This is a genomic window from Vibrio bivalvicida (genome assembly GCF_001399455.2).
GTDB lineage: Bacteria > Pseudomonadota > Gammaproteobacteria > Enterobacterales > Vibrionaceae > Vibrio > Vibrio bivalvicida.
On record NZ_LLEI02000013.1, the window covers coordinates 61462 to 79473 of the forward strand.

Below are 18012 nucleotides of genomic sequence, written 5' to 3' on the forward strand. Positions count from 1 at the left end.
TCACACCAACTGGCTTGTGGAGACATCATAGTGATCAGAAACTTTGCTGAATTAGAGTTAGACCCTAACCTACTCCTCGCAATCGAAGAAATGGGTTACGACCGCCCAACACAAATTCAAGCTGAAGCCATTCCACAAGCTTTGGACGGTCGAGACATCTTAGCCTCAGCTCCCACAGGGACAGGTAAAACAGCCGCATTTGTGTTGCCTGCACTGCAATTCTTGCAAGACTTCCCACGTCGTAAGCCAGGGCCTGCACGTGTGTTGATCTTAACGCCGACGCGTGAGCTGGCGATGCAAGTAGCGGATCAAGCACGTACTCTAGCGAAACATACCAATCTGAATATCTTCACCATTACCGGTGGCGTTCAGTATCAAGAGCACGCAGACATCTTAGCCACTACTCAAGATATCGTTGTAGCCACTCCGGGACGCTTAATGGAATACATCGAAGCGGAACGCTTTGATTGCCGTGCGATCGAATGGCTGATCTTAGACGAAGCCGATCGCATGCTTGATATGGGCTTTGGGCCAACCGTTGACCGCCTTTCTTCCGAGTGTCGCTGGCGTAAACAAACCTTGTTGTTCTCAGCAACGCTTGAAGGTAAAGGGGTGGAAGGCTTTACCGAGGATCTACTCAAAGAACCAGCAGAGATCGATGCAGAACCTTCACGTCGTGAACGCAAGAAGATCGCTCAGTGGTACCACCGAGCAGACGATATGACGCACAAGCTTGAACTACTGAAAAAGATCATTACCGATCAAGCTGAACGCTCTATCGTGTTCTTAAAAACTCGCGAGCGCCTCTCAGAGCTACGTGTTGAGTTAGAAAAAGCGCAAATCCCTTGTGCCTGGATTCAAGGTGAAATGCCTCAGGATCGCCGTAACAACGCGATTGCTCGTTTTCGTGATGGCAGCGTAAATGTACTACTTGCAACCGATGTTGCTGCGCGTGGTATAGATCTACCGGATGTAAGCCACGTGATTAACTACGATATGCCACGCAGTGCTGACGTTTACCTACACCGTATTGGTCGTACTGCTCGCGCGGGTAAAAAAGGTAACGCGATCTCGTTAGTAGAAGCACACGATCAACCAATGCTAGACCGTGTTGCCCGCTATGTAAAAGAAGAGATCAAAGAGCGCTTTATCAAAGAGATGCGCCCTAAACACAAAAAGCCTGTGTTTAAGAAAAAGAACAAGAAGAAAGACGACAAGAAGAAAACTCCCGCTAAAGGTAAGAAGAAAGTCGCTAAGAAGAAAAAGTAACGTCTTGATTCGATAAAACTTCAAAGGGTTGGTGTGAAAGCACCAACCCTTTCTTTTTCCGAACAGAGTACATAAATCATCTAAAACAACGTCATCCTCAAAAGTGAGATACAAACAAGTTGGGGATCTCATCAAGATAGCGACTCGCTTTAAAAGATTCCTTACTCACTCCTCCGTCGTTCTAAGGAATGACGGACTAAAAAAATACCGCCTTAATAAGGCGGTATTTCGGAAACAGTTCTTCAAAGCGTTTGCTGTGAGAGCAAGGCGACAAGTAAACTCAGCCTTGGGAGCGTAGTACGCTACGTGACTAAGGTGAGTTTACGCAGTCAACGCCGCTATCGCAGCAAAGGCGCAGAAGATTAGTGCTCGCGAGTTGCGCGGAACTCCACATCTGGAAAACGCTCTTTCGCCAGATTCAGGTTCACCATAGTTGGCGCGATATAGGTTAGGTTGTCGCCACCATCTAGTGCTAGGTTAGTTTGGTTCTTACGCTGGAACTCATCCAGTTTCTTACCGTCTTCACACTCTACCCAACGTGCGGTTGCTACGTTTACGCTCTCGTAAATCGCTTCTACGTTGTATTCCGCTTTCAGGCGCGCAACAACTACGTCAAACTGAAGCACACCGACGGCACCCACTATTAAGTCATTGTTTTGTAATGGGCGAAATACCTGTACTGCACCTTCTTCAGACAGCTGTACTAGACCTTTTAGTAGCTGTTTCTGCTTCAGCGGATCTCTTAGACGAATACGACGGAATAGCTCTGGTGCAAAGTTAGGAATGCCTGAGAACTTCAACGCTTCGCCTTGAGTAAAGGTGTCACCAATCTGGATTGTACCGTGGTTATGAAGACCAATAATATCGCCTGCGTAAGCATTCTCTGCTCGAGAACGGTCCCCCGCCATAAAGGTTACTGCATCAGAAATATTGATTTGCTTACCAAGACGAACATGGTTCATCTTCATACCTTGCTTGTAGGTACCAGAGACAATACGCATAAAAGCGATGCGGTCACGGTGCTTAGGATCCATGTTTGCTTGGATCTTAAATACGAACCCTGAGAAGTTTTCTTCTGTCGCTTCCACTGAACGCTCGTTAGCTTCGCGCGTTTGAGGTGCTGGAGCCCATTTAGTAAGACCCTCTAACATGTGATCAACACCAAAGTTACCCAGTGCAGTACCAAAATATACTGGCGTTAGTTCGCCTTGCAGGAACAGCTCAAGATCAAATTCAGGACAAGCTCCCATGACTAACTCGAGTTCCTCACGGACACTTTCAGCAAGGTCTGCTCCCACAGCTTCATCTAACTCTGGATTATCAAGCCCTTTGATCGTGCGTACTTCTTGAATCTCATGACCATGGCCAGATTCATAAAGAATCGTTTCATCACGATGAATGTGATAAACCCCTTTAAATTCTTTACCACAACCGATTGGCCAAGAGATTGGAGCACACATCATACCTAGCTCGCTCTCAACTTCGTCCAGCACTTCCATTGGGTCACGGACATCACGGTCTAACTTGTTCATGAAAGTTACGATTGGTGTATCGCGTAAACGTGTTACTTCCATCAGTTTGCGAGTACGATCCTCGACACCTTTAGCCGCGTCGATTACCATCAAACATGAGTCAACAGCAGTTAGTGTACGATAAGTATCTTCCGAGAAGTCTTCGTGTCCTGGGGTATCGAGAAGGTTAACCAAGCAATCATTGAATGGAAATTGCATAACAGAGGTTGTTACCGAGATGCCACGCTCTTTCTCCATCTCCATCCAGTCAGACTTAGCATGTTGAGCTGAGCCGCGACCTTTAACAGTACCTGCCGTTTGGATTGCGCGTCCGAACAGTAGTACTTTTTCTGTAATTGTGGTTTTACCCGCATCAGGGTGCGAGATGATAGCGAATGTTCTACGTTTAGACACTTCGCTTAGAAATGGAGTATTTGACATGAAAGGTTCTTCTTCTGTCTAAGCGCTAGAGCAGGCAAGAAATACCCTAGCGTAAATGGTCGATTCAATTTTGCGCGGTATTCTCGCTTATAATAGACTGTGGGGCAACTTCAACGATGAAAATGGATCAAATTCAACGTCAATTTCCCTGCCTATTAAAATATCAATGATTATGGGCTATAACTAAAGGAGTAGAGGGAACCGATCTGAACTATGCCTAAAAGCAAGAAAATTAACTCATTAGCTTTTCGTCAAGCGAAAACAGTATTCTTAGTCTCTGTGATACTAGGGATCTGCTTTAGCTTCTATCATATTTTGGTGGATCTCCATCAGGAGCAAAAGCGCATAGAAGAACATTACCAGTTCAAGCTTTTACAGAACTATTCCAATGCTAGCCAAGCTGCCTATCACCTCAATCAACTGTTGGCTGAGCAAGTCGCCTCAAGCCTAATGATGGACAACGCGGTGTACAAAGTGCAACTTGTCGATGACTTTGGTGACACGTTGACTGAAAAAGAGCGATCAGTTTCATTGCAAGGTGACTTCATTGAAGCACTTTCCAGTTACCTAACACCCGCTACACCCATTTATACGACAGATTTACACCAACCCAACTCTCATGTTGTAGTGGGAACACTAAGTTTTTCAGTCAACGGCGCCAACATTGCCAAAGACTTTATCGCCAAAACAAGCCGGATCCTGCTGTTTGATCTATTTCGAAATATTCTTCTGACATCAATACTATTGATGTTCTTCTATCAAAAACTGTCGAAACCTCTGATCACTTTAATTGACTGGGTTCGTTCACTGCAAAATGCTAAGACAGATATACCACCTCCAACGCAATATCGAGACGATGAGCTTGGACAATTGGCTAAAACCTTCCATACCCTTTGGGTTGAAAGAGAGTCCGCTACGGCTCAGCTAAATCAGCTTGCCTACTATGATTCTCTTACCGGGCTGGCAAACCGTAGTTTGTTACTGCAAATGCTCAAAGATTCAATTAGCGAGTCAAGCCGAACCAATCAAGCGGGTGCATTATTCTATTTGGATTTGGATAGATTTAAGACCATCAATGACTCCCTTGGTCATACTATTGGTGATAACTTAATTAAAGCGATCTCAAAGCGTATCGAAGCATGGTTGAACGAAGATTTTACTGCTGCCCGAATCGGTGGTGACGAGTTTGCCTTACTGTTACCCAATACAAGTGCTGATAAGGCCCATGAGTTTGCTCAGCAGTTACTCGCCCTTATTTCGAACCCATATTCTATTGATGACCACCAGCTATACTGCACCGTGAGTGTCGGTATTGCGGTATTTCCATCCGTGGGTAGTACCAATATCGATGTGCTACGACAAGCAGACACTGCCCTTTACCGTGCTAAAACGGCTGGCAGAAACAAATACATGTTCTATGAACCAGAAATGCAGGCACAGGTGGAGTCTTTCCTCGAAATCGAAAAAGGTCTTCATGAAGCACTCAACAAAGGTCAACTAGAGCTTTATTATCAGCCTCAGGTTGATGACAACCATTATATCATTGGCGTCGAAGCCCTGATCCGTTGGAACCACCCACAAAAAGGGCTACTTCCTCCTGGTGTATTTATGCCTATTGCAGAGGAAACTGGACAAATTCTCCAGATTGGTAATTGGATCATTGAACAAGCTTGTTACCAATTCTCTAACTGGAAAAAGCAAGGAATACTCCCTGAGACCTTCCGTCGACTGGCGATAAATATCAGCCCGCTTCAATTCTCTCAGCCCTCATTTGTTGAACACATCGTTGACTCATTAGCACAAGCAGGAATTGACGGCGAACATATAGAGCTAGAGATTACCGAGAATTTACTACTTGAAAACGTTGAAGCTGCGATTCAAAAAATGGCAGAGCTAAAAGCGCACAACCTAAAAACATCGATTGATGACTTTGGTACAGGTTACTCATCTTTACGTTACTTGAAACACTTATCGGTTGATGTTTTGAAAATTGATCGCTCTTTCGTCACTCAATTGCATCTGGATGAAAGCGATCAAGCTATCGTCGATACGATTATTATGACAGCGCAAAGACTAAATTTAGAAGTGATTGCGGAAGGGGTAGAAGATGTCAATGAGCTTAATGCCCTCAAACAGCTTGGCTGTGTACAATTCCAAGGCTACTTGTTTGATAAACCGCTACCTGCATCAGAGCTTAATGAACGATTTGAAAAGAACTTCTACCCAGTAGATAGTCCATCTGTGGTAAAAGCGGTGCAGAAGTAACTATCTAGAAAAAGATATAACTCATGATAATCGCATCTTCTTTACCTGACGTAGTCGGGTAGTAGTTGATGCGACGGTCAACCTCATTAAACCCCATAGATTCATACAGACCAAAGGCGCCAATATTGCTTTCTCGCACCTCTAACCAAGCACTTTCCGCTTGGTTTTGCTGACAAATATCCAAGAACGCATCCATAAGCTGTTTACCGTAACCTTTACCCTGCTCGCTGGGATTGACTGCAATATTCAGTAAAGTGACTTCACCAACGATATTCTGGGCGTAGAAGTAGCCAACAACAACGTCGTCCACGACTAAAACATGGTGGCATGCACCTCGGCTATTGATATCTCGAATCATGGTTTCAGACCAAGGGTGAGAATGAGCAATGCGCTCAATCATCCATGCTTGGTCAAGATGCTCAGATGATAGCGGTAAAATCGTGGTTTGGGTCATGAATTATCGCTCATTTTTGGTAGGAACAAATCTGTTGCCACAGCGCTCGACGTTGCTCATTATTACCATCAACTTGGGTCAATAATGGGCTAACTAAGGTTTTAGCTTCAATCTCAGAATCTTGCTGGCATCCTGCAAACCAAACCCACTCAATATGATGACTATCTAGTTGGCTCAATTGTTCAGGGTAGATATGCAAAGCGTTTTCGAGAGGCAACTTGATGCTATTTAGCACACGCTCAAACATCTCAGCCGTTTTATCTTGGGGAAGCTGAGGTGAAACAAGCAACAATTTACAGTTTTCAGGTAATACGAGTAGAGGTGATTGGTAACCCAATAACCTTTCAGGGTGTGCCAGTTTATAGCACTGGATTTCCATTTCATGTAGATATTGTTGCTCTAGTTGCGCCATGTCTTATCACTACTCGTTTAACCGCGCTAATCGTATCACAAAATCGCTAAATGGAATTAGGCTTTGTTCAGCACTAAAAAAGCGCTACTCAAAGGTAGCGCTTATGAGTCTTATTTAAGGTAACGATTTAAAAGCTCGACTTCACCGCTTCGGCAATCTTAAGTGCAGAAGACTGAACAAGCTCAGCATCTTCACCTTCAACCATCACGCGAATCAGTGGCTCGGTCCCCGATTTGCGCAGCAATACACGGCCTTTGTCACCTAACTCAGCTTCCACTTCAACTACCGACGCTTTTACGGCATCAGCTTCTAGTGGATTAGAGTCGCCAGAGAAACGTACATTCTCCAGAACTTGTGGGTACAGCGTCATTCCTTGCGAAAGTTCATGTAGCGACATTTCGCTACCCACCACAGAAGCAAGCACCTGAAGAGCAGCAACGATAGCATCACCCGTCGTCACTTTATCAAGTAAGATAACGTGACCTGAGTTTTCTGCACCGATTTTCCAACCTTTCTCAAGTAATTGCTCCATTACGTAGCGATCACCTACCGCGGCACGGACAAATGGAATACCTAGCTGTTTCAATCCATTTTCCATACCTAGGTTAGTCATCAACGTACCAACCACACCACCCTTTAGCTCACCGCGACGCAGCGCATCACGAGCGATGATATAAGCGATTTGGTCACCATCAACTTTGTTGCCTAAGTGGTCAACCATGATGATGCGGTCACCGTCACCGTCAAAGGCTAAACCTAGCTCAGCCCCTTCTTCAACCACCCGCTTTTGCAGTGCACGCACATCTGTTGCACCGACTTCAGCATTAATGTTGGTGCCATTTGGCTCTATCCCCATCGCAATCACTTTAGCGCCAAGTTCACTAAATACCGCTGGAGCGATATGGTAGGTGGCACCATGAGCACAATCAACAACGATTTTCTTGCCCGCTAAGCTTAACTCTGAAGGGAAGGTACTTTTACAAAACTCAATATAACGACCTGCGGCATCGTCAAGACGGCTTGCTTTACCCAGCAATGAAGACTCGACACACTCGATATCTTTATCTAGCTCAGCTTCTATTGCTAACTCAATATCGTCAGGTAGTTTGGTTCCTTCTGAAGAAAAGAATTTAATACCGTTGTCATAGTATGGGTTGTGTGATGCTGAAATCACTATCCCCGCCTCAGCACGGAAGGTTTGCGTTAAGTACGCAACCGCTGGTGTTGGCATTGGCCCCGTAAAAGTGGCTTTAAGGCCAGCAGCGGCTAAGCCTGCTTCAAGCGCCGACTCCAGCATATAACCTGAAATGCGTGTGTCCTTACCGATGATCACCTTCTTTGTGCCTTGCTTCGCCAATACGCGACCTGCAGCCCAGCCTAGCTTAAGCACAAAATCTGGAGTAATTGGGTATTGGCCCACTTTGCCACGTACACCATCCGTACCAAAATAACGTCTCTTATCAGACATGGTTGTTCCTTTTTATCTTTCTATTTTGCTCAATGATTCGCTTTGGTCATTGAGACAATTTTCATAGCATCAAGCGTTTGTTCAAAATCGTGCACGCGAATAATTTGCGCACCTTTCATAGCGGCGATTGTAGCGCAACTTACGCTCGCTGCCACGCACTGCGCCGGCGCTTTATCGAGTAATTTGAAGATCATAGATTTTCTCGACATCCCAGCAAGGATTGGCAAGCCAAATTGATGAAATTCTTCAAGGTGAGACAACATCTGATAGTTGTGCTCGAGCGTTTTACCAAAACCAAAACCAGGATCAAGTATCAGCTTTTCACGCTCGATACCAACTTCTGAACACGCCTTAATGCGCTGCTGTAAAAACTCACCGACTTCCTTTAACAGATCATCGTAATGCGGATTCGATTGCATGGTACGAGGCTGCCCTTGCATATGCATTAAACAGATAGGCAAGCCGGTTTTCGCTGCGACTTCGAGTGCTCCAGGTTCTTGCAAAGCCCTCACGTCATTGATGATATCAGCTCCCGCCTCGGCAGCTTGGCGCATCACCTCTGCTTTGCTGGTATCTACTGATATCCATACATCAGACTGCGCGCGAATCGCCTTAATCACAGGAATAACTCGTTGTAGTTCTTCCTCTAACTCCACATCTGGCGCTCCAGGACGAGTAGACTCACCACCGATGTCAATAATCGTCACACCTACGTCTATCATTCGCTGCGCTTGAGCAAGAGCATCAGCCAGTGTGCGAAACTTTCCACCATCAGAAAAAGAGTCAGGGGTGACATTAAGAATTCCCATCACTTGAGGGTGCGATAAGTCGAGCGTTTTATTGTTTGCTTTTAGAATCATAAATACAAAAACCCCGAGTTTCCTCGGGGTTTCTCTTAATTAAATCAACTATTCTGAGTCTTTCTTCTCAGTCACTTCTTCTGAAGTGTTTTCTTGCGAAGCAGCAGCGTCATCAGCCTTTGCTTCGTTAGCAGGTGCTTCCGCTTTGCCTTCTGACTTATCCTCTGGCTTAGCTTCCGGTTTATTACTTGGGCTATCACCCCACCCCGCTGGCTCACGAATATCTGCTTTGCGCTCCATCAGGTCATCAATCTGACCAGCATCGATAGTCTCGTACTTCATCAAAGCATCTTTCATCGCGTGCATAATATCCATGTTGTTTTCAAGGATCTGTTTAGCACGCTCATAGTTGGTGTCGATCAGGTGGCGAACTTCATTGTCGATAAGCTTCGCCGTATCATCAGACATATGCTTGGTCTGTGTAACGCTTCGACCAAGGAATACTTCACCTTCGTCTTCTGCGTAAAGAAGAGGACCAAGCTTTTCCGAGAAACCCCATTGAGTCACCATCTTACGCGCAATATCTGTTGCTCGTTCGATATCGTTTGAAGCACCTGTCGATACTTTGTCAGCACCGTAAATTAGCTCTTCAGCCAAACGACCACCGTACAAACTTGAGATCATTGACTCAAGATGCTGGCGAGACATGCTTACACGATCTTGCTCTGGGAGGTACATAGTCACACCTAACGCACGACCACGTGGAATAATCGATACTTTATACACAGGATCATGTTCAGGGACCAAACGACCAACAATAGCGTGGCCCGCTTCGTGGTAAGCGGTAGACTCTTTAGTCTCTTCCGACATCACCATAGAACGGCGCTCAGCACCCATCATGATCTTGTCTTTCGCCAGTTCAAATTCAACCATTGAAACGTTACGCTTGTTACCACGAGCCGCAAATAGTGCAGCTTCGTTAACAAGGTTAGCAAGATCTGCACCCGAGAAACCCGGAGTACCACGTGCAATAAGCGATGGTTCAACATCCCCTGCTAGTGGCACTTTACGCATGTGCACCTTAAGTATTTGCTCACGACCACGAACGTCCGGTAGACCAACCACGACCTGACGGTCAAAACGCCCAGGACGAAGTAGCGCTGGATCGAGTACATCTGGTCGGTTAGTCGCTGCGATAACGATAATGCCTTCGTTACCTTCGAAACCATCCATTTCAACCAGCATTTGGTTAAGGGTTTGCTCACGCTCATCGTGACCACCACCTACACCTGCGCCACGTTGACGACCTACTGCATCGATCTCATCAATAAAGATGATACATGGTGCGGCTTTCTTCGCTTGCTCGAACATGTCACGTACACGAGATGCACCAACACCAACGAACATTTCAACAAAGTCAGAACCAGAGATAGTAAAGAAAGGTACTTTCGCTTCACCGGCAATTGCTTTAGCCAGTAGCGTTTTACCCGTACCAGGAGGACCAACCATCAGAACACCTGTTGGGATCTTACCACCTAGCTTTTGGAAACGGCTCGGATCGCGCAGGTAGTCTACTAGCTCTTTTACGTCTTCTTTTGCTTCGTCACAACCTGCAACATCACCAAAAGTGGTCTTAATTTGCTCTTCGCTCATCATACGAGCTTTACTCTTACCGAAAGACATAGCGCCTTTACCGCCGCCGCCTTGCATCTGACGCATGAAGAAAATCCATACACCAATCAGTAAGATCATAGGGAACCAAGAAATAAAGATAGTACCTAGCAGACTTTGCTCCTCTGGAGGAGTGCCCTGTACTTTCACATTTTGGTTAATTAAGTCATCAAGTAGCTTCTGGTCATAGACTGGCATGTAAGTCACATAACGCGAGCCGCCGCCACGACGTGTGAAAGTGATTTCACCGTCTTTAAAAGTTGCTTCCTGAATCTGGCCTTGGCCAACTTCCTGTACAAACGTGGTGTAATCCACTGCTCTGCCATTGTTCTCTCCAGGGCCAAAGCTCTGGAAAACCGACATCAATACGACAGCGATAACAAGCCACAGAATTAAATTTTTTGCCATGTCACTCAAGGTGTCAGCCTCTCGATAACTAATTGTAATTAAAGGTAGGGTACTACAGTTTATAACCTGTAGCTATAGTGTTAACTCGCCCATCAAAGGGCAAATAGTTAACCTTTGTAACCAGTGGCTACAACAAAGACTTCTCGTGAGCGAGCTCGCGATGAGTCTGGTTTTCTAATTTTTACGACTTTAAATGTATCTCGGACTTCTTTGACAAACTGATCAAAACCTTCGCCCTGAAACACCTTTACGACAAAGCTACCATTAGGGGCTAGAACTTGTCGACACATATCTAAAGCCAATTCAACTAAATACATTGCGCGAGGTTGATCGACAGAATTGTTACCTGCAATATTTGGCGCCATGTCCGACATCACCACATCGACCATAGAAGGTTGAATACGGTCAAGCAGTGCTTCTAAAACAGTATCTTCACGGAAGTCACCCTGTAAGAAGCTCACACCTGCAATCGGGTCCATTGGCAGCAAATCACATGCAATGATTTGCCCATCCTCACCTACTATCTTAGCAGCATATTGAGACCAACCGCCGGGAGCTGCACCTAAATCCACCACAGTCATACCGGGTTTTAGCAATTTATCCTTAGTTTGGATCTCTTCCATCTTGAAGTAAGCACGAGAACGGTAGCCTTTTTTACGGGCTTCATTGGCGTATTTATCATCAAAATGCTCTTTCAACCAGCGACCTGAGCTAGCGGAATGTTTCTGTTTACTCATTTGTTACCTAATAGATAGAGGGAACAACTAACCCAATAAATTATAGTCTTCATGGTTAGATGGCGTTAAAATGGTATTTTTCAACCCTTATATTAAAGAAAATTGGCCGCGTAATGAACCTAAGCACCAAACAAAAGCAGCATCTAAAAGGCCTAGCGCACAGTCTAAAACCTGTTGTGCTTATGGGCGCAAACGGACTAACTGAAGCTGTTCTAGCGGAAATTGAAATTGCTCTTGACCACCATGAGCTAATCAAAATCAAAGTCGCGTCGGAAGATCGCGATACTAAGAACCTGATTATTGAAGCTATTGTACGTGAAACTCGTGCAGAGAAAGTACAAGTAATCGGTAAAACCTTAGTTCTTTTCCGTCAATCACAAGAACGTAAGATCGAGTTGCCACGCAAGTAATTTAACTTTCAGTGAGCAAGAAAAAAGGTCGCCTGCGCGACCTTTTTTGATATTCAGTGTAATAAATTCACTTAGATATATTCGACACTATCGATTTCAAAGTCGCGGTCGCCACCAGGTGTAGAGATCACCACTTCGTCACCTTCCATCTTACCGATAAGGCCACGAGCAATTGGCGAGCTTACTGAAATACGACCCGCTTTAATATCTGCTTCGTCATCACCAACAATTTGGTATGTTTTCTCTTCTTCTGTATCGCAGTCGATCAAGGCGACTGTTGAACCAAAGATAACTTTACCTGTGTTATCCATTTTCGTTACGTCGATAACCTGAGCGACAGACAACTTATATTCAATATCACGGATCTGTGCTTCACAGATACCTTGCTCTTCACGCGCGGCATGGTATTCCGCGTTCTCTTTTAAGTCACCTAGCTCACGCGCTTCTGCAATGGCTTCAGAAATCTGTGGGCGAAGCTTTAATAGTCGTTCTAGTTCTTCACGTAGCTTTTGTTCGCCACGCAGTGTCATTGGCACTTTTTCCATTATATACCTCATTCCAAAGCAATCTTTGGACAAAACAAAACTACCTAATCCAGTGGACTAGGTAGATGCATTAGCTAATCAATTGCCTCTAGTGTAAACAAACTTGGCGTCTAAATCACTCAAATTAATTGAATGTGATCTTAATCCCAAACTAACTTAGATAAGCCGTTGAAAAAGTGACGCTATTTTTGAATTTGATCGCGCCTTCAAACATTTTTCACCTAAAAAAAAATAAATGTTCGGATATAAAGAAACCTATCAACAAGAGAGATAAAACCTATAAAATCAAACGCTTGATATTATTTTACATTAAATAAAACACTGTTCATATATTCAATTTATATCATTTTACTAACTCATAATGGAACTTTGCGTTAAAACCTTAGCTGACCTAATCAGCGGGATTAGTCCTTATTGCTCAACAACTTGCTATAACGCATGGCTATGAGACTGGATTACTAGCGCTGATAAACAGAGGACTCACCCAATAGTGGAGATACTCCTCGCTATACAACTATTTATGGACAGTAAATTAGGACTAATAAGATGAACAAGACTCTGATCGCTTTAGCAGTTTCAGCTGCAGCAGTAGCTACAGGCGCACACGCATCAGCTGATGGTATTCAAGCTGGCGGTATCGAAGGTACTTCAGTATACAGCTCAAACGGTAACTCTCTAGAGATCGGCGGTCGTGCTGAAGCTCGTATGTCTCTAAAAGATGGTAAAGCTGAAGACAAAACTCGCGTGCGTCTAAACTTCCTTGGTAAAACTCAGATCAATGATAACCTATACGGCCTAGGTTTCTACGAAGCAGAGTACAACGCAAATGACAACGCTACAGATGGCGATAAGAACGATATCGATCATCGTTACACTTACGCTGGTATCGGCGGTAACTTCGGTGAAGTAACTTACGGTAAAAACGACGGTGCACTAGGCGTTATCACTGACTTTACTGATATCATGTCTTACCACGGTAACACTGCTGCTTACAAACTAGTTGTAGCTGACCGTACAGACAACATGCTGTCATACAAAGGCCAATTTGAAGATCTAGGTCTTAAAGCGAGCTACCGCTTTGCTGACCGTGTAGAAGACACTGTTAACGGTGGTTACACTGACAACGAAACAGATGGTTACTCTCTATCTGCAATCTACGCAATCGGCGACACTGGTGTTAAGCTAGGTGGTGGTTATGCAGATCAAGATACTGGCGCTAGCAAGTCTTCTGATCAGTACATGCTTGCTGCATCTTACCGCATCAGCGATTTCTACTTCGCTGGTACGTTTACTGATGGTCAAGACAAAGATGGTTCAAGCAAAACAGATAAAACTGGTTACGAATTCGCAGCAGCTTACACTCTAGAAAAAGTAGCATTCACTACAACATACAATAAGCTAGAAGAGAAAACTTCAGGCACTACGTATGATGCAGCTGACAATGTAGCGATCGATGCAACATACTACTTCAAGCCAAACTTCCGTACTTACATCTCTTACAACTTCAACCTACTTGGTAAAGATGATAAGACAGCAACTGGTACTGTAGGTAAAGCTGGTGCAGAAGACGAGCTAGCTCTAGGTCTACGTTACGACTTCTAATTTCCTGACATTAAGTCATGAACCTAAGACGCCTGCTCTCTAGCAGGCGTTTTTTTTACCCGCTATACTGACCTTCTTTGCCTCTAATCGTGAATCTCTTATGCTGTGCTGTGTTGATCGTGTTACTTCCGCTTGCTTACTCTTTCTAATCAGCATGACTGCATGGGCATATTCCCCTCTTGATGAACTGCCCCTAGGTAGTCGTGCGGCAATTACGGTTGAGGCGCTGAAAAACCAAACTCAATTTCAACAAACTGACAATCAGAGCCAGCTTTTTCCTCCTGCCAGTACTTTAAAAATCGTCACTGCACTTGCCGCTAAACTAGAACTCGGTGACAACTTCATGTTTGAAACTAATATTGAGCAAGCAGGTAAAGATGTCGTCGTACGTTTTAGTGGCGATCCGACTTTAACGACACCAGATTTAAAACAATTACTGAGTAAGCTTAGTAATCAAGGCATCACGAGGATAAGCGGAGATCTTTGGCTCGATAATAGCGCATTTACTGGCTACGACCGGGCGGTCGGCTGGCCGTGGGATATTCTTGGTGTCTGTTACAGCGCTCCGGCGAGTGCAATTTCACTGGATGAAAACTGTGTTCAAGCCTCTATTTATACTCAACAAGATGGCAAAACTCGAGTCTATGTGCCCGAGCATCAACCAATTTATGTCACCACAGTGGCAAGTTCAGTTTCTAAAATTGAACAAGAGAGCACTCAATGCGATTTAGAGTTACTTTCTTCACCTGACAACCACTATCAGCTTCAAGGATGCTTGCAAAACCGTAGCAAGCCGCTCCCGCTTAAATTTGCAGTTCAAGATCCTGCTCTGTATGCGCAGAGAATTGTTAATACACTTCTTACTCAACTTAATATCGAGTTAAGCGGTAGTATTCGGCTTGGTGCTCCCGAACAATCAGGTAAAGTGATTGCAACCCATCGCTCAAAGGCGCTACCTAAGCTACTTGAAACCATGCTAAAGAAATCAGATAACCTTATCGCCGACAACCTAACTAAAACCTTAGGTGCCAAGTTCTTTATACAACCCGGCAGTTTTGCTAACGGTACTAAGGCTATCAAGCAGATTTTGTTTGCTCAAACAGGCATTGATATTGAACATACCCCGTTGGCAGATGGTTCAGGTTTATCACGTAATAACCGCTTTACCAGTCAAAACATGGCGGCGGTGCTGCGCTATATTTGGCAACATGACAGTGAACTTGACTTGATCTCCTTAATGCCAACATCGGGCACCAATGGAACACTTAAATATCGTCGCAGTATGCGTAAAGCACCAATTAAAGGTGAGCTAATTGCCAAAAGTGGTTCAGTGTATGGCAGCTATAATATGGCGGGCTATGGGTTAGATAACTCAGGTAAGCCGAGTACGCTATTTGTTCAGTTTGTGACTGACTACCACCCACCAAAAACAAAGGGCGATGATAAACCTACCATCGCCCCGATCACCAAGTTTGAAACCTTGTTCTACAAAGATATTGTTAACTTCAGTCAGGCGATACCTAAAAAGTAGTTCACCACAGTGAAGTAAATCCACATTCCTGAGATATCAACGATAGACGCTAAAACCGGGCTTACCAGCACGGCAGGATCAAGCTTAAATGCACGCGCTAGGATAGGCAGTAATCCACCTAGTGTGGTCGACATCGTCACCTGAATAAACAGTGCAACCGCGATAGCAAGTGCGATGGTATTGAGCTCAAAGCCCCCGGTACTACTGCTATCACTAAAGAGTAAGATGCGCCCAATAATCACCAAAGCAATGGCAAAAGCCAAACAAATAGCGACTCGACTCTCTTTCCAAAACACCTCTAGCCACTGCCGTTTACGTAACTCACCAGTCGCCAAGGCTCGTATAACTAAGGTTGCCGCTTGAGTACCTGTATTACCACCAGCTGCTGCTATTACCGGCATATAGATAGCCAATAGCACCAACTGGCTTAATGTATCTTCATACTGAGCAATAATTAAACCTGAGACTATCCCCAGTAAAGCAAGAGCAATGATCCAGCCTATGCGCTGCTTAACATGCCCAATGACCGAGGTATCTAGATAACTGCTGGATGTTTCCACTTCTGAGTGAATAAAGCCCAGTTGATGCGCATAGTGTCGGGCTAACTTGTCGTGCCCACCAAGCTCAAGCGCAGATATCAACTGCTGGACATAGCCCACTGAGCAGTGATGTAAAATCCCAACAGCTTCTTCTACTGGCATCACTGTGAGTAAATGAACCTGCTGGGTTTGCTCGTACTGCAAAAATGCATTGCGAGCAGCACCTATTTCTTCTTGAGAAAAGTGCGGGGTATTTTCAATGTAAGTATTGCTCATTACCGTCATGGCGAATCTCCCGATTGGCAATTGGTAACGACCATCAAATACAGTCACACGTCAATTTCGAATAAACAAACGCACTGCCTGCACAATGAATGTACAGAGAACTGTATAGGATTCTAGAATTTAGAGGAGAAAAACGTGAGGATTCACAAACAGATAAGAAGCACTCTACCGCAAAGGTAGAGACATGAGACGACAATACCGAAGCGGACTATTTTTCCCCTTTAATACTAGGAGGATGGTCGATATTGTTCATAAAAGTCTCCGAAAAAACTGCCGATTTGGCAGCGCGAGGATGATAACAAAAGTTGTGTTGTAAATCAGCCTAATTGGGCAAAAAAGTTAGATATTCAATCTATCTCTTTGAAAACAAAAAAGCGCCTAATTAAGGCGCTTCTATCAAACATAGTACTGCTGAATGCTATCGCCTAATTGATTGTTAGGCGAGCGAATTTACGTTTACCAACTTGGAATACGTAAGTTCCTGCTTCAGGGGCAAACTTAGAGTCTGCGACCTTTTCACCATCAATCTTAGCCGCACCTTGCTTAACCATACGCATCGCTTCAGATGTCGAGGCACATAACCCAGCCTCTTTAAGCAGGTTACTTACAGGTAAACCCGCATCAAATGCAAACTCTGGCATTTCATCAGGGATTTGGTTCTTAGCAAAGCGGTTGACGAACTCTTGTTCTGCCATGTCAGCTTCTGCTTGAGAGTGGAAGCGCGCAATGATCTCTTTTGCCAGAGCTACTTTCACATCACGTGGATTTTGGCCCGCTTCAACACCCGCTTTCAATTGAGCCACTTCTTCAAGTGGACGGAATGAAAGCAAGTCGTAGTAGTTCCACATTAGGTCATCAGAGATCGACATGATCTTACCAAACATTTCGCTCGGCGCTTCACTGATACCAATGTAGTTGTTTGCTGACTTAGACATCTTCTTCTCGCCATCTAGACCAACAAGAAGTGGCATCATAAGCACAACTTGAGGCTTCTGAGCGTTAGATTTCTGCAGCTCGCGTCCCATTAGCAGGTTAAACTTCTGGTCAGTACCGCCAAGCTCAACGTCCGTCTCCATTGCAACTGAATCGTAGCCTTGTAGCAGTGGGTACATAAATTCATGAATCGCGATAGGCTGACCACCAGCGTAGCGCTTCTTAAAGTCATCGCGCTCTAGCATACGTGCCACAGTTTGGTTAGCAGCAAGGCGAATCATACCTTCAGCTCCTAGTTCAGACAGCCACTCAGAATTAAACTGAATCTTAGTCTTAGCCGGATCTAGGATTTTAAACACCTGCTCTTTATAGGTTTCAGCGTTACGCAGTACGTCTTCACGGCTTAGTGGTGGACGGGTATTGTTTTTGCCCGTTGGATCACCGACCATCGCAGTAAAGTCACCGATTAGGAAAGTAACGTCGTGGCCTAGCTCCTGAAATGCACGAAGCTTATTGAAAATCACTGTATGACCAAGGTGAATATCTGGTGCGGTAGGATCGGCACCTAATTTAATGCGAAGAGGACGCCCCTCTTTCAACTTAGCAATCAGTTCTTCTTCTGGAATCAGTTCTTCAACACCGCGCTTAATCTCGGCTAGTGCAGCTTCAATGCTCGCCATTCTTGTTCACTCCCACAGATTTGGCAAAAATTTGTTAGTTGGTCATCTTAC

Annotated in this window: 15 protein-coding genes; 5 read left to right on the forward strand and 10 right to left on the reverse strand. The window is 44.7% G+C overall.

Annotated features, from left to right (window positions below):
- Positions 1 to 30 precede the first annotated feature (30 nt).
- Positions 31 to 1269 (forward strand): ATP-dependent RNA helicase SrmB, encoded by a 1239-nt coding sequence (gene srmB, locus APB76_RS01615; protein WP_054962742.1) that lies wholly within the window; start codon positions 31 to 33, stop codon positions 1267 to 1269.
- A 362-nt stretch (positions 1270 to 1631) separates the two neighbouring features.
- Here srmB and prfC read toward each other — a convergent pair whose 3' ends face one another.
- Positions 1632 to 3221 carry a peptide chain release factor 3 gene (gene prfC, locus APB76_RS01620; protein WP_049845681.1) on the reverse strand — a complete coding sequence of 530 codons (1590 nt, stop codon included), beginning with the start codon at positions 3219 to 3221 and terminating at the stop codon, positions 1632 to 1634.
- A 213-nt stretch (positions 3222 to 3434) separates the two neighbouring features.
- Here prfC and APB76_RS01625 point away from each other — a divergent pair, with 213 nt between their 5' ends.
- Positions 3435 to 5486 (forward strand): putative bifunctional diguanylate cyclase/phosphodiesterase, encoded by a 2052-nt coding sequence (locus APB76_RS01625; RefSeq protein ID WP_049845680.1) that lies wholly within the window; start codon positions 3435 to 3437, stop codon positions 5484 to 5486.
- 4 nt (positions 5487 to 5490) lie between these two features.
- Here the strand turns inward: APB76_RS01625 and rimI are convergent, their stop codons facing one another.
- The 6 genes from rimI to rlmE all read right to left on the reverse strand — a co-directional run bounded on the left by rimI (position 5491) and on the right by rlmE (position 11436).
- The gene (gene rimI / locus APB76_RS01630) at positions 5491 to 5940 is read right to left on the reverse strand and encodes a ribosomal protein S18-alanine N-acetyltransferase (RefSeq protein ID WP_049845679.1); all 450 of its coding nucleotides are present in this window, start codon (positions 5938 to 5940) and stop codon (positions 5491 to 5493) included.
- 10 nt (positions 5941 to 5950) lie between these two features.
- Positions 5951 to 6352, reverse strand: a complete 402-nt coding sequence (locus APB76_RS01635; protein WP_054962743.1) for a DNA polymerase III subunit psi — start codon at positions 6350 to 6352, stop codon at positions 5951 to 5953.
- 127 nt (positions 6353 to 6479) lie between these two features.
- The gene (gene glmM / locus APB76_RS01640; protein ID WP_054962744.1) at positions 6480 to 7820 is read right to left on the reverse strand and encodes a phosphoglucosamine mutase; all 1341 of its coding nucleotides are present in this window, start codon (positions 7818 to 7820) and stop codon (positions 6480 to 6482) included.
- Positions 7821 to 7849: 29 nt separating this feature from the next.
- On the reverse strand, positions 7850 to 8680 hold the full coding sequence (gene folP, locus APB76_RS01645) for a dihydropteroate synthase (protein WP_049845676.1): 831 nt from the start codon (positions 8678 to 8680) through the stop codon (positions 7850 to 7852).
- 48 nt (positions 8681 to 8728) lie between these two features.
- The gene (gene ftsH, locus APB76_RS01650; protein WP_054962745.1) at positions 8729 to 10699 is read right to left on the reverse strand and encodes an ATP-dependent zinc metalloprotease FtsH; all 1971 of its coding nucleotides are present in this window, start codon (positions 10697 to 10699) and stop codon (positions 8729 to 8731) included.
- Between the two features lie 107 nt (positions 10700 to 10806).
- Positions 10807 to 11436, reverse strand: coding sequence for a 23S rRNA (uridine(2552)-2'-O)-methyltransferase RlmE (gene rlmE / locus APB76_RS01655; RefSeq protein WP_049845674.1), 630 nt, complete (start codon positions 11434 to 11436; stop codon positions 10807 to 10809).
- Positions 11437 to 11549: 113 nt separating this feature from the next.
- Between rlmE and yhbY the strand changes: the two genes are divergently transcribed.
- Positions 11550 to 11846 carry a ribosome assembly RNA-binding protein YhbY gene (gene yhbY, locus APB76_RS01660; RefSeq protein ID WP_049845673.1) on the forward strand — a complete coding sequence of 99 codons (297 nt, stop codon included), beginning with the start codon at positions 11550 to 11552 and terminating at the stop codon, positions 11844 to 11846.
- 71 nt (positions 11847 to 11917) lie between these two features.
- Here the strand turns inward: yhbY and greA are convergent, their stop codons facing one another.
- On the reverse strand, positions 11918 to 12391 hold the full coding sequence (gene greA, locus APB76_RS01665) for a transcription elongation factor GreA (protein ID WP_049845672.1): 474 nt from the start codon (positions 12389 to 12391) through the stop codon (positions 11918 to 11920).
- A gap of 546 nt (positions 12392 to 12937) precedes the next feature.
- Here greA and APB76_RS01670 point away from each other — a divergent pair.
- Positions 12938 to 13993: a porin gene (locus APB76_RS01670; protein ID WP_049845671.1), complete on the forward strand. Its 1056-nt coding sequence runs from the start codon at positions 12938 to 12940 to the stop codon at positions 13991 to 13993.
- 100 nt (positions 13994 to 14093) lie between these two features.
- Positions 14094 to 15524 carry a serine-type D-Ala-D-Ala carboxypeptidase gene (gene dacB / locus APB76_RS01675; RefSeq protein ID WP_054962746.1) on the forward strand — a complete coding sequence of 477 codons (1431 nt, stop codon included), beginning with the start codon at positions 14094 to 14096 and terminating at the stop codon, positions 15522 to 15524.
- Here the strand turns inward: dacB and APB76_RS01680 are convergent.
- Both APB76_RS01680 and tyrS read right to left on the reverse strand, forming a co-directional pair.
- Entirely contained in the window at positions 15503 to 16348 is an 846-nt protein-coding gene (locus APB76_RS01680; RefSeq protein ID WP_054962747.1) for a magnesium transporter, read from the reverse strand. The two genes, dacB and APB76_RS01680, sit on opposite strands and share 22 nt — an antisense overlap.
- 425 nt (positions 16349 to 16773) lie before the next feature.
- A complete protein-coding gene (tyrS, locus tag APB76_RS01685) occupies positions 16774 to 17961 on the reverse strand; it encodes a tyrosine--tRNA ligase (RefSeq protein ID WP_049845668.1) in 1188 nt (395 codons plus the stop codon).
- Positions 17962 to 18012: the final 51 nt, after the last annotated feature.

Coding starts and splice junctions, on each gene's coding strand:
- prfC (WP_049845681.1), bottom strand. CDS start 3,221: ATGTCAAATACTCCATTTCTAAGCGAAGTGTCTAAACGTAGAACATTC.
- APB76_RS01670 (WP_049845671.1), top strand. CDS start 12,938: ATGAACAAGACTCTGATCGCTTTAGCAGTTTCAGCTGCAGCAGTAGCT.
- folP (WP_049845676.1), bottom strand. CDS start 8,680: ATGATTCTAAAAGCAAACAATAAAACGCTCGACTTATCGCACCCTCAA.
- tyrS (WP_049845668.1), bottom strand. CDS start 17,961: ATGGCGAGCATTGAAGCTGCACTAGCCGAGATTAAGCGCGGTGTTGAA.
- rlmE (WP_049845674.1), bottom strand. CDS start 11,436: ATGAGTAAACAGAAACATTCCGCTAGCTCAGGTCGCTGGTTGAAAGAG.
- greA (WP_049845672.1), bottom strand. CDS start 12,391: ATGGAAAAAGTGCCAATGACACTGCGTGGCGAACAAAAGCTACGTGAA.
- APB76_RS01635 (WP_054962743.1), bottom strand. CDS start 6,352: ATGGCGCAACTAGAGCAACAATATCTACATGAAATGGAAATCCAGTGC.
- dacB (WP_054962746.1), top strand. CDS start 14,094: ATGCTGTGCTGTGTTGATCGTGTTACTTCCGCTTGCTTACTCTTTCTA.
- APB76_RS01680 (WP_054962747.1), bottom strand. CDS start 16,348: ATGACGGTAATGAGCAATACTTACATTGAAAATACCCCGCACTTTTCT.
- glmM (WP_054962744.1), bottom strand. CDS start 7,820: ATGTCTGATAAGAGACGTTATTTTGGTACGGATGGTGTACGTGGCAAA.
- ftsH (WP_054962745.1), bottom strand. CDS start 10,699: ATGGCAAAAAATTTAATTCTGTGGCTTGTTATCGCTGTCGTATTGATG.
- APB76_RS01625 (WP_049845680.1), top strand. CDS start 3,435: ATGCCTAAAAGCAAGAAAATTAACTCATTAGCTTTTCGTCAAGCGAAA.
- rimI (WP_049845679.1), bottom strand. CDS start 5,940: ATGACCCAAACCACGATTTTACCGCTATCATCTGAGCATCTTGACCAA.
- yhbY (WP_049845673.1), top strand. CDS start 11,550: ATGAACCTAAGCACCAAACAAAAGCAGCATCTAAAAGGCCTAGCGCAC.